Source organism: Streptomyces sp. AK02-01A (assembly GCF_033795305.1).
In the GTDB taxonomy this organism is placed as follows: domain Bacteria; phylum Actinomycetota; class Actinomycetes; order Streptomycetales; family Streptomycetaceae; genus Streptomyces.
The window spans coordinates 1-20,353 of sequence record NZ_JARBAE010000053.1 but is presented as its reverse complement, the minus strand read 5'-3'; the positions used below and the strand labels follow the sequence as shown (position 1 = coordinate 20,353).

The window sequence follows — 20,353 nt, the reverse complement described above, 5'->3', positions numbered from 1 at the left end:
GGCGGATCAGCGCGGTGTCCCGTAGCCGCCTCCGCCCGGTGTCCGCATGATCAGCACATCGTCTGGTGCCACCTCCACCGAGTCGACGCCACGCAGCGGCGTGACCGTGCCGTCCGCGCGCTCCACCTCATCGCTGCCGAGCGCGCCGGGGCCGCCGCCGGCCATGCCGTACGGCGGGACTCTGCGGTGTCCGCTGAGCAGGGTCACGGTCATCGGCTCCAGGAAGCGGATGCGCCGTACGACTCCGTTGCCGCCTCGCCACCGTCCGGGACCGCCGCTGCCCGTCCTGACCGCGAAGCTGTCGACCCGCACCGGACAGCGCCACTCCAGCACTTCGGGGTCGGTGAGACGGGAGTTGGTCATATGGGTCTGTACGGCGTCGGCGCCGTCGAAGCCGTCGCCGGCGCCGGAGCCGCTCGCGACGGTCTCGTAGTACTGCACCCGGTCGTTGCCGAAGGTGAGGTTGTTCATGGTGCCCGATCCCTCGGCCTGGACGCCGAGCGCCGCGTACAGCGCGCCGGTGACGGCCTGCGAGGTCTCCACATTGCCCGCGACGGTCGCCGCCGGATATACGGGCGCCAGCATCGAGCCCTCCGGTACGCGTACCTCCAGCGGCTCCAGACAGCCGCTGTTGAGCGGGATGTCGTCGGCAACAAGGGTCCTGAAGACGTAGAGGACGGCGGCCATGACCACCGACCTGGGCGCGTTGAAGTTGCCCGGGAGCTGCGCCGAGGTGCCGGTGAAGTCCAGGACCGCGCCGCGTGCCGCGCGGTCGACCCGGACGGCGACCTCGATCGCCGCTCCGCCGTCCGTCTCGTAGCGGTACCAGCCGTCGTGCAGTCCGGCGACGATCCGGCGTACGGACTCCTCGGCGTTGCGCCGCACATGGCCCATGTACGCCTGTACGACGTCGATGCCGAACTGGTCGGCCATGCGCCGCAGTTCGGCGATGCCTTTCTCGTTCGCCGCGATCTGGGCGCGCAGATCGGCGAGATTCGTGTCCGGGTCACGGGACGGATAGCGCGCGGTGGTGAGCAGTTCCCGGGTCTCGGCCTCGCGGAGCCGGCCGTCCCTGACGAGCAGCCAGTTGTCGAAGAGCACGCCCTCCTCGTGGACGGTGGTGCTGAAGGCGGGCATGGAGCCGGGAGTGATGCCGCCGATCTCGGCGTGATGGCCCCGCGAGGCCACCAGGAACTCCAGCCGCTCGCCGCGTTCGTCGAAGACGGGCGATACCACGGTCACATCGGGCAGATGAGTGCCGCCGTGGTACGGGTCGTTGATGGCGTAGACGTCGCCGGGCCGCAGCTCGTCGTGGTCGCGCCGCAGCACCTCCTTGATGGACTCGCCCATCGAGCCGAGGTGGACGGGGATGTGTGGCGCGTTGGCGATCAGATTGCCGTCGGCGTCGAAGAGCGCGCAGGAGAAGTCGAGCCGTTCCTTGATGTTGACGGAGTGAGCGGTGTTCTCCAGGCGCACGCCCATCTGTTCGGCGATCGCCATGAAGAGGTTGTTGAAGACCTCCAGGAGTACGGGATCGACACCGGTGCCGACCGCGACGCGCGAGGGACGCGGCCGTACGCGGGTGAGCAGCAGATGTCCCAGCTCTCCCGGCGCCGCCTGCCAGCCCGGTTCGACGACGGTCGTGGCGTCGGCCTCGGCGATCACGGCGGGACCGGTCACGGTGTCGGACGGCCGCAGATCCTCGCGGCGGTACAGCGGGGTGTCCTGTGCGCGGCCGTCGGAGAACACGCGTACGGTCGCCGACGGCTCGGCGGGACCGGTGCGGCCCGGCCGCACGAGCGGACGGGAGGTGTCCGGTCCTGAGGCGCCGACGGCCTCCACCGAGACGGCCTCCACCACGAGTGGTCTGTCCATGGTGAAGGCGTAGCGCGCACGGTGTTCGGCCACGAACGCACCGGCCATGGCGGCGAGGTCCTCCAGGTCGACCGGCAGACTCGCGTCCGTGCCGGCGTAGCGGAGCAGCACACGCGCGTGTGTGGTGATCGCCGCGTCCGGGACGGAGTCGGCGCGCAGTTCGGCGCGGGTGCGCTCCGCGAGGGAGTCGCACAGTTCGCGCACCTCACCGAGGGTCCGCTCGTCCAGCTCGGCCTCGACGGACTGTTCCCGCATGGCGGTGGCATCGGCGAGCCCGATGCCGTACGCGGAGAGCACACCGGCGAGCGGCGGCACGATCACGGTGTCGACCCCGAGGGCGTCGGCGACCGCGCAGGCGTGCTGGCCGCCGGCGCCGCCGAAACTGGTGAGCGCGTAGCGGGTGATGTCGCGTCCGCGCTGTACGGAGATCTTCTTGACGGCGTTGGCCATATTGAGGACGGCGATCTCCAGGAATCCCGCCGCGACCTCTTCCGGCGCACGCTCGACGCCGGTGGCCTCGCGTACCTCCCGGGCCAGTTCCGTGAAGCGTTCGCGTACGATCCCGGCGTCCAGTGGCTGGTCGCCGTCCGGTCCGAACAGCGCGGGAAAGTGGGCCGGCTGGACGCGGCCGAGCATCACATTGGCATCGGTCACGGTGAGCGGACCGCCGCGCCGGTAGCAGGCCGGTCCCGGCTCCGCGCCCGCCGAGTCGGGACCGACGCGGTAGCGCTGCCCGTCGAAGTGCAGGACGGAGCCGCCGCCCGCCGCGACGGTGTGGATGTTCATCATGGGAGCGCGCATCCGGACGCCGGCCACCTGTGTGCCGAGTTCGCGCTCGAATCCGCCCGCGTAGTGCGAGACATCGGTGGATGTGCCGCCCATGTCGAAACCGATGACGCGGGTGAAGCCCGCCTGCTCCGACGTACGGGCCATGCCGACCACACCACCGGCCGGTCCTGAGAGCACGGCGTCCTTGCCGCGGAAATGGGCCGCCTCGCGCAGCCCGCCGTTGGACTGCATGAACATCAGGCGGATGCCGCGGAGTTCCGCGGCGATCTCGTCGACGTACCGGCGCAGGATCGGTGACAGATAGGCGTCCACGACGGTGGTGTCACCGCGCGGCACGAGTTTGATCAGCGGGCTGACCTCGTGGGAGCAACTGATCTGCGTGAAGCCCGCCGCACGGGCGGCGTCCGCGACGGCACGCTCGTGCTCGGGATGACGGTAGCCGTGCATCAGTACGACGGCGGCGCTCCGGAAGCCGTCGCCGTGGGCCGCGCGGAGCCGTTCGGTGACGGTGTCCATGTCGAGCGGCCGTACGGTGGCGCCGTCGGCGCCGATCCGCTCCGGGACCTCGATGACACGGTCGTACACCGCCTCCGGCAGTACGACATGGCGGTCGAACAGACGGGGCCGGTTCTGGTAGGCGATCCGCAGGGCGTCTCCGAAGCCCTCGGTGATGAGCAGGACGGTCGGCTCGCCGCGCCGCTCCAGGAGCGCGTTGGTGGCGACGGTCGTGCCCATCTTGACGACATCGATCCGGTCGGCCGGGACCGGGTCGTGCGGTCCGAGACCGAGCAGCAGCCGGATTCCGGCGACCGCCGCGTCCCGGTACCGCTCCGGATCGTGCGAGAGCAGCTTCCTCGCGACGAGGTCTCCGTCGGGACGCCTGCCCACCACATCGGTGAAGGTGCCGCCCCGGTCGATCCAGAATTCCCAGCGCCCGCTCATTCTCCCATTCTCGCAAGCGGAGCGCCGGAAGAGAGTGCCGCGAGCGCACGGGACAGCGCGTGCTCGGCGTGGAGATCGAGGCGGGAGCTGGTGCCCCGGGCCCCGTGCCGCACCTCGTCACCCGCCAGTCGCAGCAGCTCGGGCAGGAGATCCCGGCAGCGGCGCGCCACCCATCCGGTGCCCGAGGTCGCGAGCCAGAGCAGCGCCGCCGTCCGGGTGGGCGAGGGCTGGTCGGTCTCCAGTGCGGGCGGCGGGCCGGCCACGAGCCCGCGTGCGGCGAGCAGTTCGTGAAAGCGCAGGGCGATCATCCGGTGGCCGCGCTCACCGGGATGCAGCCGGTCGGCGCTCCACAGGGAACGGTCGGCGACCCAGGAGGCGTCCGCCATGTGCAGATGGACGGTGTCGTAGCGCGTGGACAGGGCGTGCACGACGGCGTTGACGGCGCGCTGGCGCCGCGCGAGCGGCCGGGCCAGCGGCGCCGGCAGGCCCAGCATGCTGCCGGGGTCGGGCAGGCAGGCAGTCAGCAGGAGCGTGCCGTGCGCGGCGAGGACGCCGCAGATCCTGTCGAGGCGCTGGGCGAGGTCCTGGATGTCGAAGGCGCGGCGCAGGGTGTCGTTGACGCCGACGACGACGGAGGCGACACCGGGTTCGAACTCGACGGCGGCCGGTGCCTGGTGTTCCTCGACGTCACGGGTCAGAGCGCCGCTGACGGCGAAATTACGGAACACACCGGCCGCGCTGCTCGGGCCCGCGATCCCGGCGCCGAGCAGCGCGGCCCAGCCGCGCCACCCGCCGTCCACGGGATCGCCGACACCGGCGGTGAGCGAGTCGCCGAGTGCGGCGTACCGCAGGGTCCGCGGCGGGGTCGCGGCCGGGCCGGGCGGCGCGGCTGTCACCGCCTCGGGCGCCGGCCCGGCCCCGGCGGACGGCGCCGGGGCCCCGCCGGAATCCGTACGGCCACCCGGCGCCGGTGTCCCGGCGGCGGGCCGCGTCGTCATCTCGGCGCTCCTTCCGGGCGCGCGGGAGCCACGGCCTTCAGCGCCGGCGCGTCATGGGCCGCCAGGAACGCGGCGACCGAGTTGTCCCAGCTGAACAGCTCCGCACGGGTGCGGGCCGCGGCGCGGCGGGCCGCTTCCGGGCGGGTCAGCAGATCCTGGACCGCGTCGGCGAAGGCGACGGCGTTGTCCGCAGCCGCGGCTCCGGCGTCTCCGATCACCTCGGGCAGCGCCGAGGACGCGCTCGCGACGACCGGTGTGCCGCAGGCGAGCGCCTCCAGGGCCGACAGTCCGAAGGTCTCGGCGGGGCCCGGCGCCAGACAGATGTCGGCGGCGGCCTGCAGATCGGCCATCTCCTCCCGGTCGCCGACATGCCCGAGGAACAGCGCGGGCAGCCGCTGCGCACGGGCCCGGCGGGCCAGTCCGGCGCGCAGCGGGCCCTCACCGGCGACGACCAGCACGGCCCGTACGCCGCGCTCCTGAAGCTGGGCGAGCGTGTCGAGCGCGATTCCTGGGCGCTTCTCCACCGAGAGCCGTGACCCGAGGACCAGCAGCACATCCGCGCCGCGCGTGTAGCGCTCGCGCAGAGCCTGGCTGCGCCGTTCGGGCCTGCACCGGGTCAGATCGACGCCCAGCGGCGCGCGCACCACATTGCGCGCGCCGATCCGGAGGAACTCACGCTCCGACCACTCGGTGGTGCACACGATCCGCGAATAGGCCCACGCGCTGCGCAGATTGATCCGGTCGGCCGTCCGTCCCGCCGCGACGGCCGGCACGCCCCAGGTGCGCAGCACTCCGTCCGCCGTCTCGTGGGAGACCATCACGGAGGGCACCCGGTGGCGCCGCGCCCACTCTCCCGTCCAGCGCAGCGTGGTCCGGTCGGACACTTCGAGCCGGTCGGGGCCGATCGCTTCGAGCACCTCGCGCAGCCGCCGCCGCGCGGTCAGCACCCGGTATCCGCCGGTGCCGGGCAGTACCGGGCCCGGCAGGGTGATCACCCGTCCCTGCTCGGTCTCCTCGTCGGTCTCCCGCCCGCCGGGGACGATCAGCACGGGCTCGTGTCCGGCCGCGAGATAGCCGCTGCCGAGTTCCCGCAGCGCGGTGCGCAGCCCTCCGGAGGCCGGAGTGACGAAGTTGGCCAGCCGTACGATCCGCAGGGCGCTCACGCGACCACCGCCGTGCGCGCGCCGAGGACGTCGGCGTAGTGGCCGAGGAGCTGATCGCCCACCGCGGCCCAGGTCCTGCCCTCGACCGTGGCCCGTCCGACCCGTCCGTAGGCCGCGCGGAGCGCGGGAGCGAAGGCCAGTTCCCGTACCGCCTCGGTGACGGCCTCGGCGTCGTGCGGGGTCACCAGCAGTCCGGTGCGGCCGTGGCCGACGAGGTCGAGCGGTCCGCCGGCGGCGGGCGCCACGACCGGCACTCCGCTCGCCATGGCCTCCTGCACGGTCTGGCAGAAGGTCTCGTACGGGCCGGTGTGCGCGAACACGTCGAACGAGGCGAAGACCCGGGCCAGTTCGTCGCCGGTGGTACGGCCCAGGAAGACCGCGCCGGGCAGCGCGCCGCGCAGCGAGGTCTCGCTGGGGCCGTCACCGACGATCACGACCCGGACGCCGGGCAGTTCGCAGACGCCGGAGAGGAGTTCGACATGCTTCTCGGGCGCCAGCCGGCCGACATATCCGACGATCAGCTCTCCGTTGGGAGCGAGCCGCCGGCGCAGCGCCTCGTCGCGCAGTTCTGGCCGGAACCGTACGGTGTCCACGCCTCGCTGCCAGAGCCGCACCCGCGGGATGCCGTGTTCCGCGAGATCGCGGACGGCGGCGCTGGACGGCGCGAGTGTGCGGTCGGCCGCGGTGTGCACGGCGCGTATCCGGCGCCAGGCCGCGGCCTCACCCGCGCCGACATAGGTACGCGCGTAGCCCGCCAGGTCGGTCTGGTAGACGGCGACGGCGGGCACGCCGAGGCGGGCGGCGGCCGTCATGCCGCGTACGCCGAGGACGAAGGGCCCGGCGAGATGGACGAGATCGGCGTGGTGCGCGGCGATCGTCGCCGCTACCCGCCGGCTCGGCAGCGCCACCCGCACCTGCGGATAGCCGGGCAGCGGCAGGGAGGGCACGCGCACCACGGGGCACGGTGCGTCGGTCTCGGCATCGGCGGCGACCGCCGGGGCGATGACGAGCGGATCATGACCGCGCGCGGCGAGGTGCCGGGCGGTCTGCAGGGCGCAGTGGGCTACGCCGTTCACATCTGGCGGAAAGGACTCGGTGACGATGACGACACGCATATCCGTGTTGTCGTCCTGCCGAACGTGTCCCTGCCAACGTGGATCTTTCCGCGTGGGAAACGTCCCGTGAGCATTGGGATCAGGCACGTCCCGAGGAGGCGACAAAGGTGCAAAGGCTGCGCGGACGTCCTCCCGGAAGGCGCTCCGGCGGAAGGCTTCCCGGACCTGCCGGAGCGACCGGTGCGGCGGAGTCGTCCCGCCTCATACCGCTCCGGCGTCCGGACCGATCCGGCTGCGTACGGCGGTCTGCACCTCGGCCTCCTCGGCCGGATCCGCGGCCAGCCGCCGCAGCCGCTCGGCCACCCGCACGTCGGCGGTCTCGGCGTGCCTCGCCGCGATCTCCCTGGTGGTCTCCTCGCAGTCCCACAGGCACTCCACGGCGAATCCGGTGGCGTAGGAGGGATCGGTGGCGGCGAGCGCACGGGCCGTACGGCCGCGTAGCTGCGAGGAGGCGGTCTCCCGGTAGACATGGCGCAGCACGGGAGCGGCGCAGACGATGCCGAGGCGTCCCGCGCCGTCGACGAGGGCCCACAGCGACGGGGCGTCAGGACCCTGGGCCCGTACCGTCTCGCGCAGCGCGCCGAGGACGAGCTCGGTGTCCCGGGTGCCGCCACGGGTGGCGAGCACGCCCGCCGCCGACGCGCCGAGGGCGTCCGGCCGGTGCACCCAGCCCCGGGCCCGGTCGACGGCCTCGTCTCCGCACATCCGCTCGAAGGCGGAGACGGCGGCGTCGGCGACCGTACGGTCCGGGCTGAGCGCGGCGTCCTCGATCAGATCAAGGACGACGGGATCGCGGGCCTCGGCGAGATAGTGGAGTGCCGCGCACCGGGCGCCGTCGGGGCCGCCGCGGGCGGCCTCGACGATCATCGGCCGGTCGTCGGGTCCCGCGACGGCGGTGAGACAGCGGGCGGCGGGGACATGCAGCGCGGTGCCGCGTTCGAGGCCCTGTTGCGCCCAGTCGAAGACGGCCCGCACGCTCCAGCCGGGACGGGGGCCGCTCGGCCGGAGCTGGCGTTGCCAGCGGTCGAAGGATCCCTGTTCACCGGCGGCCCTGATCCGGGCGCCGATCGCTTCGCGCGGGTCGTCCGCCCAGAGCCGCCAGGGACGGGGCTCGAAGGCGTCCCGTACGGCGGACGCCAGCTCGGCGTCGCCTTCCGGCGAAGCGGGGAACCGGGCGAGGACCGGCACGGCGAGCGCGCGCAGGCCCTGGTCGTCGTCCCGCAGGGCGAGCTCGTCCAGGGCCCAGGCCCAGTTGGACCCCGTAGCCGCGTAACGCCGGAGCAGCTCCAGGGCGTCGCGCCTGCCGTACGAGGCGAGATGCCCGAGCACGGCGAGCGCGAGCCCGGTCCTGGACTCCTCGGTGTCGAAACGGTCCTCGGCACCGAAGAGATGGCGGTCGACGGCGTCAAGACCGCCGTGGAGATCCAGATACAGGCGTGCGTAGTACAGCGAACGGTTCTCGACCTGCCAGTCGTGGCGCGGGTCGTTCAGTACGCACTGGTTGAGGGCGGCGAGCGCCTCCGCGCGGGGCGCGGCGAGCGCGTGCAGCGTGCCGTCGCCGCGGCCCCTCTGCAACAGGCCGAGCAGAGTGCCGCTCGGCGCTATGACTGGATCGAACATGGGAAAAGCCTCACATCAAGCTGTCGACACGACCGGGGGTGTGGATGCCAGGCGCGCGCCCAGGCCCTGTCTGAAAAATCCCGCCAGGCCCGCGACGCCCGGCACGCACACTCGCGGCGTTGTCGGTGTCGGCCACGTACGTCCCGTACGAGGCCGCTCCTCCGCCTTGCGATCGCACGCCACCGGACCACGCGGGCCCCGCCCCGCGGGCGGACGGCGCCATCTGTCAGACAGGGCCTAGGCCTCGCGGCAACATGTTCGGTCGACCGTCGTCTTCCGCTTGGTGCAGACCATCTTCCCTGCCTCTCGTCGGTGGCCCCCTACGGGCCCGACGTCATGATGACCCAGCCATTTCGCCACCGCGACCACATTTACGGCGTCTGTCTCACTGGGCTCCGAACAGTTCCAGGAGGTCCCTCTTCCCAAACATCCGCGCGGTATCCACGGCGGAGGGAGTCCCTCCGGTCGGATCGGCGCCGCCGGCCAGCAGCGCCCGGATCACCGCGTCCTCACCCTTGAACACCGCGCCGGCGAGCGGGGTCTGCCCGCGGTCGTTGGGCCGGTCCGCGTCGGCGCCACGGGCCAGCAGTGCCTCCACCGCCGGTGCGTGGCCGTGATAGGCGGCGAGCATCACCAGGGAGTCGCCTCTGTCATTGGTGAGATTGGCGGACACACCGGCGTCCACGTACGCGGCGAGCGCCTCGGTCTCGCCGCGCCGGGCCAGATCGAAGATCTTCGTCGCCAGGGCGATCACCTCCGGGTCCGGGGCTTCGCTCATCGGTGGACCACCTTTCACGCCGTTGACCTGGCACGTACGGCTACGGCGCCGTACGAGTGAATCGACAGGGTACTGCGCGGGCGCCGACCCGACCCGGCTCGCCCGCCGCGAGGATCATCGCGGGCACACCACATCACGCGGCGGTGGCCGGCCCGCCCTCCGGATGGCTCTTCGGCATGGGCCAGCACAGTGAAATACCTGAGATTTCACTCATTCACACCTTTTGTCGCATAGATACTTTCGGTGATCCTGGAAGGACTCATGGTGACTGTCCCCCTCTACCAGGAGAACTCTCATGATTCTGTCCATGTCAGGTGTCGTACTGCTCGGAGTGATCGTCTATCTCTTCTTCAGGAAAGACGGCCTCAAGGCCTCGCACATGATGGTGTGCGCGCTCTTCGGCTTCTATCTGGCGGGCACCGCCATCGCCCCCAGCATCACGGCCGGCGGCGACAGCCTCGCCGGTCTCCTGGGCGGGATCAAGTTCTGACGTCCGCCCATCCCTTCCGCACTTTCAGGAGACAGCCGTGGCCCGGCGACCACTTCCCCGCATTCTGAGCAGCGGCAGCGCCCAGATCGCTCGCAGTCGCGAGCTGGCCCGCACGGCCGCCGACAGCGCCACGGACGTTTTCCAGCCCCTCATCACGGTCAGCCGTGGTCTGCGGCTGCTGACCGCCGGGGGCCGGCAGAAATGGGCCGCCACGCCCAAGGACCGGCGCGGTCCCGCGCTGTTCCTCGTCGCGGCCTGTGTCCTGGTGGTCGTGCTCCTGCCGTACGGACCGCTGCTGGTCCTGATCTCGGTGATGGCGGCGGCTGGCTGGAAGGGACGGGACCGGGCGCCCGCGCGGACCGGGTCCGACGACGCGGAGGTGCGGCGGCTCCAGTCCCTCTACGAGGCGCTGGTGCCGTACTTCTCCGTGCCGGAGGACCCGAGTCCGCTCTTCGCCCACGGCGGCACCTGGAGCAAGGCGTTCAGCGGGCAGGAATTCGACGGCACCGGACGGCTCACCCGGCTGCGGGTGAGATACCCCGCTTACTTCACCGACGGTGAGCCCGCCGCGCGCGCCCGGATCGAGCATCTCCTGCAGGCCAAGTCCGGCCGTGGCCGCGAGTATCTCTTCGACTGGGACGAGGAGCTCAACCAGCTCGCGATGAGCGTGCTTCCCGCGCTGTCCACCTCCATCGCCGCTCAGCGCTTCGTCACCGTCCCCGGCGAGACCGTCCTCGGCTTCACCGACACCGGCGTGCAGCGCACCGTGCCGGTTCTCGCGGGCACCGAGACCTGTGACGCGCCGGCGGTGGTCTGGCGGACCGGACCCCGCTCGACGGAGCCGCATCTCCTGGTCGTCGGCCAGCCCGGCAGCGGCGCCACGAGCCTGCTGCGCTCCATCGCGCTCCAGGCCCTCCAGCACGGCGAGGTACTGGTCGTGGAAGGCAGTGGCACAGGAGAGTTCGCCTGCCTGCCGGGACGCACCGGCGTACTGGCCGTGGAGTGCGGACTGGCCGGCGCGCTGGCCGGCCTCGAATGGGCCGCGCAGGAGACCGAGCGGCGGCTGATCGCCACCAACCGGGCCCGGCAGGCCGGCCATCCTCCGCCCGACGACACCAGGCGTCCGCTGTGGATCCTGCTGGACCGGCCGAGCGTCTTCGGACATCTCGCCGCCGCCGACGGCCGGACCGATCCCCAGCTCCTGCTGGACGTACCGCTGCGCCATGGCAGGGCCGTCCATGTGACGGTGGTCGTGGCCGACCAGCTCGACAGCCTGGACTCGCTCAGCGAGGCCGTACGGACACACACCCGCGCCCGGGTCGTCCTGGGGCCCGCCACGTCCTCGCAGGTGGAGACCGTGCTGGGCGCGCCGCCGCACACCACACCCACCTCGCACGTCCCGCCGGGCAGGGGATACGCCCGGCTCGGCGCGGGTCCCGTGCTCCGTCTCCAGGTCCCGGCCACTCCCGACCCGTACGACAGCGCGACGAGCGAGGCGCACCGCCGGGCCGTCCTGGCGCTCCTTCCCGAGCCCCATCACACGTTCGACGAGACCACGGCCGCGCTGCCGGTCCAGGAACACGGCCAGGAGCGGGCGGCGGACCGCGTCACCGATCCGGTGCCGGCCGAGGGCTGACGGTCCGCCCGCCGGCCCCGTCCCGCGCGGCTGCCTGCGTCGTCAGGCGACGAAGGTGCGCGGCGCGTCCGTGCCGGTGCTCGCTCCGGTCTCCACCAGGCGCGCGGCCGCCGCGAGCCGGGCCGCCGCCTCGACGGCGACCGGGCCGCTGACGGTGAACGGCAGCCGTACGTAGCCTTCGAACGCGCCGTCGACGCCGAAGCGCGGCCCGGAGGGCACCCGTACACCGACCCGCTCGCCGGCCTCCGCGAGACGTGAGCCGGACAGTCCTCCGGTACGCACCCACAGCGTCAGCCCGCCACGCGGCACCTCGAACTCCCAGTCGGGCAGCCGCTCGCGCACCGCCGCCACCAGCGCGTCCCGGTTCTCCCGCGCCTGGACGCGCCGCAGAGCGACCGCCTCTTCCCAGCCGCCGGTCCGCATCAGCCAGCTCACGGCGAGCTGTTCGAGCACCGGAGTGCCGAGATCGGCGTACGCGCGGGCCGCGACCAGGGACCGGATCACATCCGGCGCCGCGCGCACCCATCCGATCCGCATCCCCGCCCAGAACGCCTTGCTGGCCGAACCGACCGTCAGGACCGTGCTGCCCGCCGGGTCGAACGCGCAGACCCGCCGCGGCATGTCGACATCCGCGTCCAGGGACAGCTCGGACATGGTCTCGTCGACGATCAGCACCGTGCCCGCCGAGCGCGCGGCCTCGACCAGACCGCGCCGCTGGTCCTCGTCGGCCAGGGCGCCGGTCGGATTGTGGAAGTCGGCGACGACATAGGCGAGCCGGGGAGCCGCGTCCCGGAACACCTGCCGCCAGCGGTACAGATCCCAGCCGGTCAGTCCCTCCGCCATGGCGACCGGCACCAGTCTGGCGCCCGCCTCCCGCATGAGCTGGAGGATGTTCGCGTAGGAGGGCGACTCCACCGCGATCCGCTCACCACGGCCCGCGAAGAGATGACAGATCGCGTCGATCGCACCCATCGCGCCCGTGGTGACCATGATCTGTTCCGGCATGGTCGGAATGCCGCGCTCGGTGTAGCGGTCGGCGAGCATCCGGCGCAGCGCCGGAACACCGGCCGGATAGTCGCCATGGGTGTGCGCGTACGGCGGCAGCTCCTCCAGCGCTCCCTGGACGCCCCGGGTCAGCCAGGGCTCGGGAGCCGGCAGTGCGGCGGTGCCGAGATCGATCATCGAGCCGAGCGACTCCGGAGGCAGCGGCTCCAGACCGCGCGCGGGCAGCGGAATGCCCGCCGGCACCGCGGTCCAGCTACCGGCGCCCCTGCGGGATTCGAGAAAGCCCTCCGCGCGCAGCGCCTCGTACGCGGCGGCCACCGTCGTACGGCTCACGGACAGCGAGAGGGCCAGTTCGCGTTCGGCCGGGAGGCGGGCGGCGACCGGGACCCGGCCTTCGAGGACGAGCAGCCTGATGCCGTCGGCGAGAGACCGGTAGGCGGGCGGGCGGCGCGTACCGGCGCCGGTGGGCCGGCTCTGCTGAGCGGTCAACTGGCGGGCGAGCTGAGCCACGCCGACCGCTGAGGTCCACTGGGCCATGGAAATCAGTCCACCTTCTCCGAATTGGCCATGGTTGGCCTCGGTCGGCCAGCCACAGAGTGCCATGTATCAGTCCACCATCGCATCAGGGAGCAGCATCGTGTCCATCACCTCCGGCCTCCGGGGCGGGCGTCTCGTCCGTCGGCTGTGTCAGCTCTACGCCGGCCTCGCGCTGTACGGAGCGAGCGCGGCGCTGCTGGTCCGCGGCGGCCTCGGCCTGGAGCCGTGGGGAGTACTGCACCAGGGACTGGCCCGGCTCACCGGGCTCACGATGGGAGTCGTCTCGATCATCGTCGGCGCCGCGGTGCTGCTGCTCTGGATCCCGCTCAGGGAGCGCCCGGGACTCGGCACGGTCTCCAATGTGTTCGCGGTCGGGATCGCGATGGACGCCACTCTCGCCCTTGTCCCGGACGGTCACGGCCCCGTCGCCCGCGTCACGCTGCTGATCGCCGGCATCGTCCTCAACGGCGCGGCCACCGGCCTCTACATAGCCGCCCGGTTCGGCCCGGGGCCGCGCGACGGCCTGATGACCGGGCTGCACCGGCTGTCCGGCCGCTCGGTCCGGCTGGTCCGTACGGCGATCGAGGTGGTCGTCGTCGCCACCGGTTTCGCGCTCGGCGGCTCGGTGGGCATCGGCACGCTGCTCTACGCCCTCGCCATCGGACCGCTGGCCCAGCTCTTCCTGCGCGTCTTCGCCATCCCGGCGGCGCACCCCGGCAGCACGGCCGTCGCCGCCGGGTCACCGGAGCAGGCCATACTGCGGCGGTGACTCGCCTATCCCATCCCTACCTGGACCGGCCGGTCCCGATCGCGTTCGCTCATCGCGGCGGCGCGGCGGACGGCCTGGAGAACACCGCCGCCGCGTTCCGGCGCGCGGCCGGCCTCGGATACCGCTACTTCGAGACCGATGTGCACGCCACCGCCGACGGCCGGCTCGTCGCCTTCCACGACCCGACCCTGGACCGGATGACCGACGCCCGGGGCCGGATAGCCGACCTGCCGTGGGACGAGGTGCGCCGGGCGCGGGTGGCGGGCAGCGAACCGCTGCCGCTCTTCGAGGAGCTGCTGGAGGAATTTCCCGAGGCCCGCTGGAACGTGGACATCAAGGCGGCGCCCGCGCTGGTCCCGCTGGTCGATCTGATCCGGCGGACCGGGAGCTGGGACCGGGTGTGTGTCGGTTCCTTCTCCGAGGCCCGGGTGGCGGGCGCGGCGCGGCTCGCGGGCCCCCGGCTCGCCACCTCGTACGGCGTACGGGGCGTGCTCGGGCTGCGGCTGCGCTCGTACGGAATCGCCGCCTCCGTCCGGCCGGGCGCCGTGTGCGCGCAGGTCCCGGAGAAACAGAACGGCATCCGGGTGGTGGACGAGCGCTTTGTCAGGACGGCGCACGCGCGCGGCCTCCAGGTCCATGTCTGGACGGTCAACGAACCGGATCGGATGGAGGTTCTCCTGGATCTTGGCGTGGATGGCATCATGACCGATCATCTGGAGACGCTGCGCGCGGTGCTCACCGCGCGCGGAGCCTGGTCATGACCGGGCGGGCGTCGACACGGGGAGAGCGAGGGGGCGCGGGGTGACCGCCGACACCGTGGACCGGGCCGACGAGGCGGCGGACCGCAGTCGCGAGCAACGCGGCTGGTATTTCTACGACTTCGCGTGCTCCGTCTATTCGACGAGCGTGCTCACGGTCTTCCTCGGGCCGTATCTGACTTCGGTGGCGAAGGCCGCCGCCGACGCCGAGGGCTTTGTCCATCCGCTGGGCATACCCGTGCGCGCGGGCTCGGTCTTCGCGTACGCCGTCTCCGTGTCGGTCGTGGTGGCCGTGCTGGTGATGCCGCTGGCCGGCGCCGCCGCGGACCGTACCGGGCGCAAGAAACCGCTGCTGGCCGCCGCCGCCTATCTGGGCGCGGGCGCCACCGCGGGCATGTTCTTCCTGGACGGCGACCGTTATCTGCTGGGCGCGCTGCTGCTGATCGTGGCGAACGCCTCACTGTCGGTGTCGATGGTGCTCTACAACGCGTATCTGCCTCAGATCGCCGGACCGGAGGAGCGCGACGCGGTCTCCTCCCGGGGCTGGGCCTTCGGCTACACGTCGGGCGCGTTCATGCTCGTGCTCAATCTCGTGCTCTACACCGGCCACGACTCGTTCGGCCTCTCGGAGTCCACGGCGGTCCGGATCTGTCTGGCCTCGGCCGGTGTGTGGTGGGGCGCCTTCACGCTGGTGCCGCTGCGCCGGCTGCGCGACCGCCGGGTGCCGCCATACGCCGCGGGAACCGCGGGCGCCGTGGGCTCCGGCTGGCGGCAGCTTGTGGCCACGCTGCGGGACATGCGCCGCCATCCGCTGACCCTGTCCTTCCTGCTCGCCTATCTCGTCTACAACGACGGCATCCAGACGGTGATCTCGCAGGCCTCGATCTACGGGTCGGAGGAACTGGGCCTGGACCAGACGACATTGATCACGGCCGTGCTGCTGGTGCAGATTCTGGCGGTGGCGGGCGCGCTGGGCATGGGCCGGATGGCCAGGTCGTACGGGGCCAAGCGCACCATCCTGGGCTCGCTGGCCGTCTGGACGCTCATCCTCGCATCGGGGTATTTCCTGCCCGCCGGCGCGCCGACGGCGTTCTACGCGCTGGCCGCGGCGATCGGGCTGGTGCTGGGCGGCAGCCAGGCACTGTCCCGTTCACTCTTCTCGCATCTCGTGCCGCGCGGGAAGGAGGCCGAGTACTTCTCCGCGTACGAGATGAGCGACCGGGGACTGAGCTGGCTGGGGCCACTGGTGTTCGGTCTCGCGTATCAGCTCACCGGCAGCTACCGGGATGCGATCATCTCGCTGGTGGTCTTCTTCGTACTCGGATTCGGCCTGCTGGCAAGGGTGCCGGTCAGACAGGCCATCGCGGCGGCGGGAAACCCCGTGCCGGACCGGATTTAGACGTTGAAGTGAAAGGGCGGTAGTGTACGCGTTTGGCCTGCCGGGCGAACCGTTACCGCGTATTGCGGAAATCAATTCGTTGGGTGACATCTCCTGGCAGATGTGACAAACCGGGCACCGGTGGGTACAACAAGGGGCGGCACGACGGGCGACGCATGACCCGGAACGGGAATCTTTACCGCCGACCGGACGTTGACCGGATGACGACGACAGCGACACCTGTCCTGTGGGCGACAAGCCCGGGAGGCACGATTCATGAGTGAGCGAGCTCTCCGCGGCACGCGACTCGTGGTTACCAGCTACGAGACGGACCGCGGCATCGATCTGGCCCCGCGCCAGGCGGTGGAGTACGCATGCCAGAACGGCCATCGATTTGAGATGCCGTTCTCGGTAGAGGCGGAAATTCCGCCGGAGTGGGAGTGCAAGGCGTGTGGCGCCCAGGCACTCCTGGTGGACGGGGATGGCCCCGAAGAGAAGAAGGGCAAGCCTGCGCGTACGCACTGGGACATGCTCATGGAGCGGCGGACACGCGAGGAGCTGGAGGAGGTGCTGGCCGAGAGGCTGGCGGTCCTGCGCTCCGGCGCCATGAACATCGCCGTGCATCCGCGGGACAGCCGGAAGTCCGCCTGACCGCGTAGCCACCGCACAAGACATCACCGCACAAGACAAGCGACAACAGCAGAAGCCGCGGGCCCCGCCACACCGAGTGTGTGCCGGGGCCCGCGGCTTGCGCTGTCCTGGTGCGTGTGGTGGCCTCGGTCAGTCAGGAGGTCAGAGGCGGCCGCGGGCCCTTGTCCTCGCGGTCCTCGCGGCGAGGCCGCTCGTCCTGCTTGATGACCTCGCCCTGGACCACCTTGCCGTCCGGCTGGTGCATCCGGGCCTGCTGAAATGCCTCTCCGAAGCTGCCGGGAGCGGCCACGGCGCTCATCCGCCGCTCCAGTGAGCGCTCCGCGTAACGGCTCAGAACCGACCGTACCGGCGGTACGAGCAGCACCAGCCCCAGCACATCGGTGATCAGCCCCGGCAGCATGATCAGCAGCCCGCCCAGCATCAGGAAGCCATTGCCACCGCTGCCCGAGCCGGTGTCCGGGCCGAGGACCTCTCCCGGGTGCTCCCGCTGCTGCCGCTGCTGTCGTTGCAGCGTCTCGGTCAGATTGCGGAAGGCCCGGCGGCCCGCGCTCTTCATGACCACCGCTCCGAGCACTACTCCGCCGACGAGCAGCAGCAGGACCGCCAGCCCGCCCGCGACGTCGCCCACGACGGTCAGCAGCCAGATCTCCAGCACCAGCCAGACGGCGATGCCCAGCGGGATGAGGGTGCGAGCACGGGAACGCTTGGGAGCGGTGCCGGCCGGTTGCGCTGTCGTCATGTCCCCAGTGTGCCTGGGACCACATCTGAACGGCGTATGAGGACGGTCAAAATGACCGTCCCGAATCAGCCGGACTTACGGCCGAGCAGACGGTTGGCCCTGGACTCGACGCCCCACGCCGTGACCCGCCAGAGCGCCTCGACGACGATGTCACGGCTCATCTTGGAATCTCCCAGCGCCCGTTCGACAAAAGTGATGGGCACCTCGACCACATGGAAGCCCGCGTCAACGGCACGCCGGGCGAGGTCGACCTGGAAGCAGTAGCCCTGCGAGGAGACGGCGTCGAGGCCGAGCCCTTCCAGGGTCTCTCTGCGGAAGGCCCGGAATCCGCCGGTGACATCGCGGATCGGAACGCCGAGCAGGACCCGTGAATAGGTACTGCCGCCACGGGAGAGGATCTCTCTGCTCCTGGGCCAGTTGACAACGCGGCCGCCCGGCACCCAGCGCGAACCGAGGACCAGATCAGCGCCCTTGAGCGCGGTCAGCAGGCGGGGCAGTTCCTCGGGCTGGTGGGAGCCGTCGGCGTCCATCTCGATGAGTACGCCGTAACCGTGCTCGATGCCCCAGCGGAAGCCCGCCAGATAGGCGGCGCCGAGGCCCTGCTTGCCCTTCCGGTGCAACACCTTGACCTGGCTGTCCTCGGCGGCCAGCTCATCGGCGATCTTGCCGGTGCCGTCAGGGCTGTTGTCGTCGGCGATGAGGATGTCGGCCGCCGGCACCGCGGCGCGCACCCGGGAGACGATCGGCCTGATGTTCTCGGCCTCGTTGTAGGTCGGGATGATCACCAAGGCTGTACCGAGCGGGCCGTACCGCCTCTGATCACCGTCGTTCACTACTGCCCCTTAATCGCCGTACGCCTATGCACACCTTAGCGAGCACGCCGGGGGCAACGACCACCATGGTGGTGAGACGGAGCGCGGGCGAGGGGCGATGTCCGGAGATGGTGTACGGAACCGGAGATCTCATATGAACACGAACTGCGGATCGGGACCCGGCGTCCTTCGGGCCGACCTGGGACCCGCTGGCTGCGGGTCGACCGAAAGCCGTTGTCTACTGAACGCCGGGCCCCACCCGGGTCGCACCCGCCGGCCGGCTTGCCCCTTCCCCGGCCCCCTGAACACGAGCGCTGGACCTGGCTCCCAGCGGTGGTGCGCCGGTGCGGCACACCGCCCCATGGCCCAGCGGTGTTCGAAGACTGCGTGAAGGTTGCCGGACGGACATCCTGTGGTGGACTCGGCCGAACCTACCCGCCGGTGGCTACTTACTGTCAATAGCCGTTTGACCTGCGACGTTGCCGCAAATCACCAGGTCAGCGGGGAAGATCCGCAGGTCGCGGCGGAGACCGGCGGGCATCGGTCGGCGGTACGAAATGTCCGTACGTCACTCATTCGGTCGCACGAACACCGTTCGCCCGAACACCACCGTCCGCAGGCACTCGGGCAGCGGACGGCCCGGTGTGAGATCCGGCAGACCGGGCGTACCGGAGCGCGGATCGGTGGACCAGCGGGCCACCCGGTCGTCGGGAGCCTGGACCACCAACTCGTCGGTGCGCCAGACGGCGTAGTCGGCGGGAGCGCCGGGCACGAGCGTGCCCGCGTCGTCCCGTCCGACGGCCCGCCAGCCGCCACGGGTATGGGCGGTGAACGCGGCACGCACCGAGATCCGGTGCTCGGGAGTGCGGTGGAACGCCGCCGCCCGGACCGTGCCCCAGGGATCCGTCGGGGTCACCGGGCTGTCCGATCCGAAGGCCAGCGGGACACCGGCGCGCAGCAGCGCGGCGTACGGATTGAGCGTACGGGCGCGGTCGGCGCCGAGCCGTCGCGCGTACATACCGTTCTCGCCGCCCCAGAACGCGTCGAAGGCCGGCTGCACGGAAGCGGTGAGTCCCAGCTCCGCGAAGGCGGAGATGGTCTCGGAGGTGAGCATCTCGGCATGTTCGACGCGATGCCTGGCCGCTCTGATACGCGCCAGGCCCAGCCGCTCCGCCGCGGCCCGTACACCGTCGACGACGGTACCGATCGCGGCGTCGCCGATGGCATGGAAGCCGGCCTGCAGCCCGGCCTCGGTGCAGGCGGCGACATGGGCCGCGACCGCCGCCGCGTCGAGATGGGCGGTGCCGCGGTGCGCGGCGTCGGCGTACGGATCGCGCAGAGCGGCGGTGTGGGAGCCCAGCGAACCGTCGACGAAGAGATCACCAGCGGCTCCCACGGCGCCCAGCTCACGGACGCGCCTGGCGCCCTTCTCGTCGGTGATCTGCTCGGCCCAGTAGCCGTGGAGCCGCGGCCCCGGCTCCTCGGCCGCCAGTTTGAGCAGCGCGGTGAAGTCCTCCTCGTCGGAGATGTCCGGCCCCGCGCACTCATGGAGGGTCCCGATGCCGAGCGACGCGGCCCGGTGCCGCGCCGCCCGCTGGGCCTCGGCGCGCTGGCGCGCGGTGATGGCGCCGTGGGCCGCCGCGCGTACGGCGTGGTGCGCGGCGGCGGTCAGCGGAGCGTCCGGATGGTAGCCGGTGAGTGAGGTGACACCGGGAACGAGATCGAGCAGGGCGGTGGTCACCACCGCCGAGTGCACGTCGATCCGGGTCAGATAGAGCGGCCGGCCGCCGGCCGCCTCGTCGAGTTCGGCGCGGGACGGCGGGCGCTGTTCCGGCCAGCGGGTGGGGTCCCAGCCGTGACCGAGAAGAATCCGGTCGCCGGGATGCGCGGCGCGGTGGGCCCGTACGAGTGAGAGCGCTTCCTGCAGGCCGGCGGCGGCGGAGAGATCGAGGCCGGTGAGGGCGAGGCCGGTCGCGGTGGTGTGGACATGGGCGTCGGTGAACGCGGGCGTGACGAGTGCGCCTTCGAGGTCGATGACCTCGTCGACACCGGAGGAGAAGGCGTCCGCGGCGCCTTCCGAGCCGACCCAGGCGACATGGCCGCGTTCGACGACCATGGCGGTGGCGAAGGGGTCGGCGGGGCTGTGGACTTCTCCACCGCGCAGCAGCACGGTGCGGGGTTCTGGTCTTTATAAACACCTGACGCTGCCCACGAATAACCTAGTGTAGCTCAGCGTGGCCGGTAAAGAAATGACAGATAAAAAACACACGGGAGCAAGCTACCTGGCGACAGAATAGA

At 71.5% G+C, this 20,353-nt stretch carries 16 protein-coding genes; 6 read left to right on the top strand and 10 right to left on the bottom strand.

All coding sequences use genetic code 11. From position 1 onward, the window contains the following. Positions 1–6: 6 nt before the first annotated feature. The 6 genes from PV679_RS31810 to PV679_RS31785 all read right to left on the bottom strand — a co-directional run bounded on the left by PV679_RS31810 (position 7) and on the right by PV679_RS31785 (position 9,280). Positions 7–3,606 carry a hydantoinase B/oxoprolinase family protein gene (locus PV679_RS31810; protein ID WP_319684202.1) on the bottom strand — a complete coding sequence of 1,200 codons (3,600 nt, stop codon included), beginning with the start codon at positions 3,604–3,606 and terminating at the stop codon, positions 7–9. After that, the gene (locus tag PV679_RS31805) at positions 3,603–4,604 is read right to left on the bottom strand and encodes an SGNH/GDSL hydrolase family protein (RefSeq protein WP_319684201.1); all 1,002 of its coding nucleotides are present in this window, start codon (positions 4,602–4,604) and stop codon (positions 3,603–3,605) included. The genes PV679_RS31810 and PV679_RS31805 overlap by 4 nt, the downstream gene beginning before the upstream one ends. After that, positions 4,601–5,767 carry a glycosyltransferase gene (locus PV679_RS31800; protein WP_319684199.1) on the bottom strand — a complete coding sequence of 389 codons (1,167 nt, stop codon included), beginning with the start codon at positions 5,765–5,767 and terminating at the stop codon, positions 4,601–4,603. Before PV679_RS31800 ends, PV679_RS31805 begins: the two co-directional genes overlap by 4 nt. Continuing rightward, positions 5,764–6,882: a glycosyltransferase family 1 protein gene (locus tag PV679_RS31795; protein WP_319684197.1), complete on the bottom strand. Its 1,119-nt coding sequence runs from the start codon at positions 6,880–6,882 to the stop codon at positions 5,764–5,766. Before PV679_RS31795 ends, PV679_RS31800 begins: the two co-directional genes overlap by 4 nt. A 201-nt stretch (positions 6,883–7,083) precedes the next feature. Beyond that, on the bottom strand, positions 7,084–8,502 hold the full coding sequence (locus PV679_RS31790) for a HEAT repeat domain-containing protein (RefSeq protein WP_319684195.1): 1,419 nt from the start codon (positions 8,500–8,502) through the stop codon (positions 7,084–7,086). A gap of 385 nt (positions 8,503–8,887) precedes the next feature. Next, positions 8,888–9,280, bottom strand: a complete 393-nt coding sequence (locus PV679_RS31785) for an ankyrin repeat domain-containing protein (protein WP_319684193.1) — start codon at positions 9,278–9,280, stop codon at positions 8,888–8,890. Between the two features lie 295 nt (positions 9,281–9,575). Between PV679_RS31785 and PV679_RS31780 the strand changes: the two genes are divergently transcribed. Next, positions 9,576–9,770, top strand: coding sequence for a hypothetical protein (locus PV679_RS31780; RefSeq protein ID WP_319684191.1), 195 nt, complete (start codon positions 9,576–9,578; stop codon positions 9,768–9,770). Positions 9,771–9,807: 37 nt separating this feature from the next. Further along, the gene (locus tag PV679_RS31775) at positions 9,808–11,406 is read left to right on the top strand and encodes a hypothetical protein (protein WP_319684190.1); all 1,599 of its coding nucleotides are present in this window, start codon (positions 9,808–9,810) and stop codon (positions 11,404–11,406) included. A 42-nt stretch (positions 11,407–11,448) separates the two neighbouring features. Here PV679_RS31775 and PV679_RS31770 read toward each other — a convergent pair whose 3' ends face one another. Then, positions 11,449–12,948, bottom strand: coding sequence for a PLP-dependent aminotransferase family protein (locus tag PV679_RS31770; protein ID WP_319684188.1), 1,500 nt, complete (start codon positions 12,946–12,948; stop codon positions 11,449–11,451). Positions 12,949–13,048: 100 nt separating this feature from the next. Between PV679_RS31770 and PV679_RS31765 the strand changes: the two genes are divergently transcribed. From PV679_RS31765 to PV679_RS31750, 4 genes are all read left to right on the top strand, one after another. Beyond that, the gene (locus PV679_RS31765; protein WP_319684187.1) at positions 13,049–13,717 is read left to right on the top strand and encodes a hypothetical protein; all 669 of its coding nucleotides are present in this window, start codon (positions 13,049–13,051) and stop codon (positions 13,715–13,717) included. Beyond that, a complete protein-coding gene (locus PV679_RS31760; RefSeq protein ID WP_319684186.1) occupies positions 13,714–14,478 on the top strand; it encodes a glycerophosphodiester phosphodiesterase in 765 nt (254 codons plus the stop codon). The genes PV679_RS31765 and PV679_RS31760 overlap by 4 nt, the downstream gene beginning before the upstream one ends. A 40-nt stretch (positions 14,479–14,518) precedes the next feature. Then, on the top strand, positions 14,519–15,874 hold the full coding sequence (locus PV679_RS31755; RefSeq protein ID WP_319684185.1) for an MFS transporter: 1,356 nt from the start codon (positions 14,519–14,521) through the stop codon (positions 15,872–15,874). A gap of 255 nt (positions 15,875–16,129) precedes the next feature. Then, positions 16,130–16,504, top strand: coding sequence for an RNA polymerase-binding protein RbpA (locus PV679_RS31750; protein WP_003959706.1), 375 nt, complete (start codon positions 16,130–16,132; stop codon positions 16,502–16,504). Between the two features lie 133 nt (positions 16,505–16,637). Here PV679_RS31750 and fxsA read toward each other — a convergent pair whose 3' ends face one another. From fxsA to PV679_RS31735, 3 genes are all read right to left on the bottom strand, one after another. Continuing rightward, complete coding sequence (gene fxsA / locus PV679_RS31745; protein ID WP_319684184.1) at positions 16,638–17,243, bottom strand: FxsA family membrane protein; 606 nt, start codon at positions 17,241–17,243, stop codon at positions 16,638–16,640. 65 nt (positions 17,244–17,308) lie between these two features. Beyond that, the gene (locus PV679_RS31740; protein WP_319684183.1) at positions 17,309–18,076 is read right to left on the bottom strand and encodes a polyprenol monophosphomannose synthase; all 768 of its coding nucleotides are present in this window, start codon (positions 18,074–18,076) and stop codon (positions 17,309–17,311) included. A gap of 547 nt (positions 18,077–18,623) precedes the next feature. After that, positions 18,624–20,225, bottom strand: coding sequence for an amidohydrolase (locus PV679_RS31735; protein ID WP_416069844.1), 1,602 nt, complete (start codon positions 20,223–20,225; stop codon positions 18,624–18,626). Positions 20,226–20,353 lie beyond the last annotated feature (128 nt).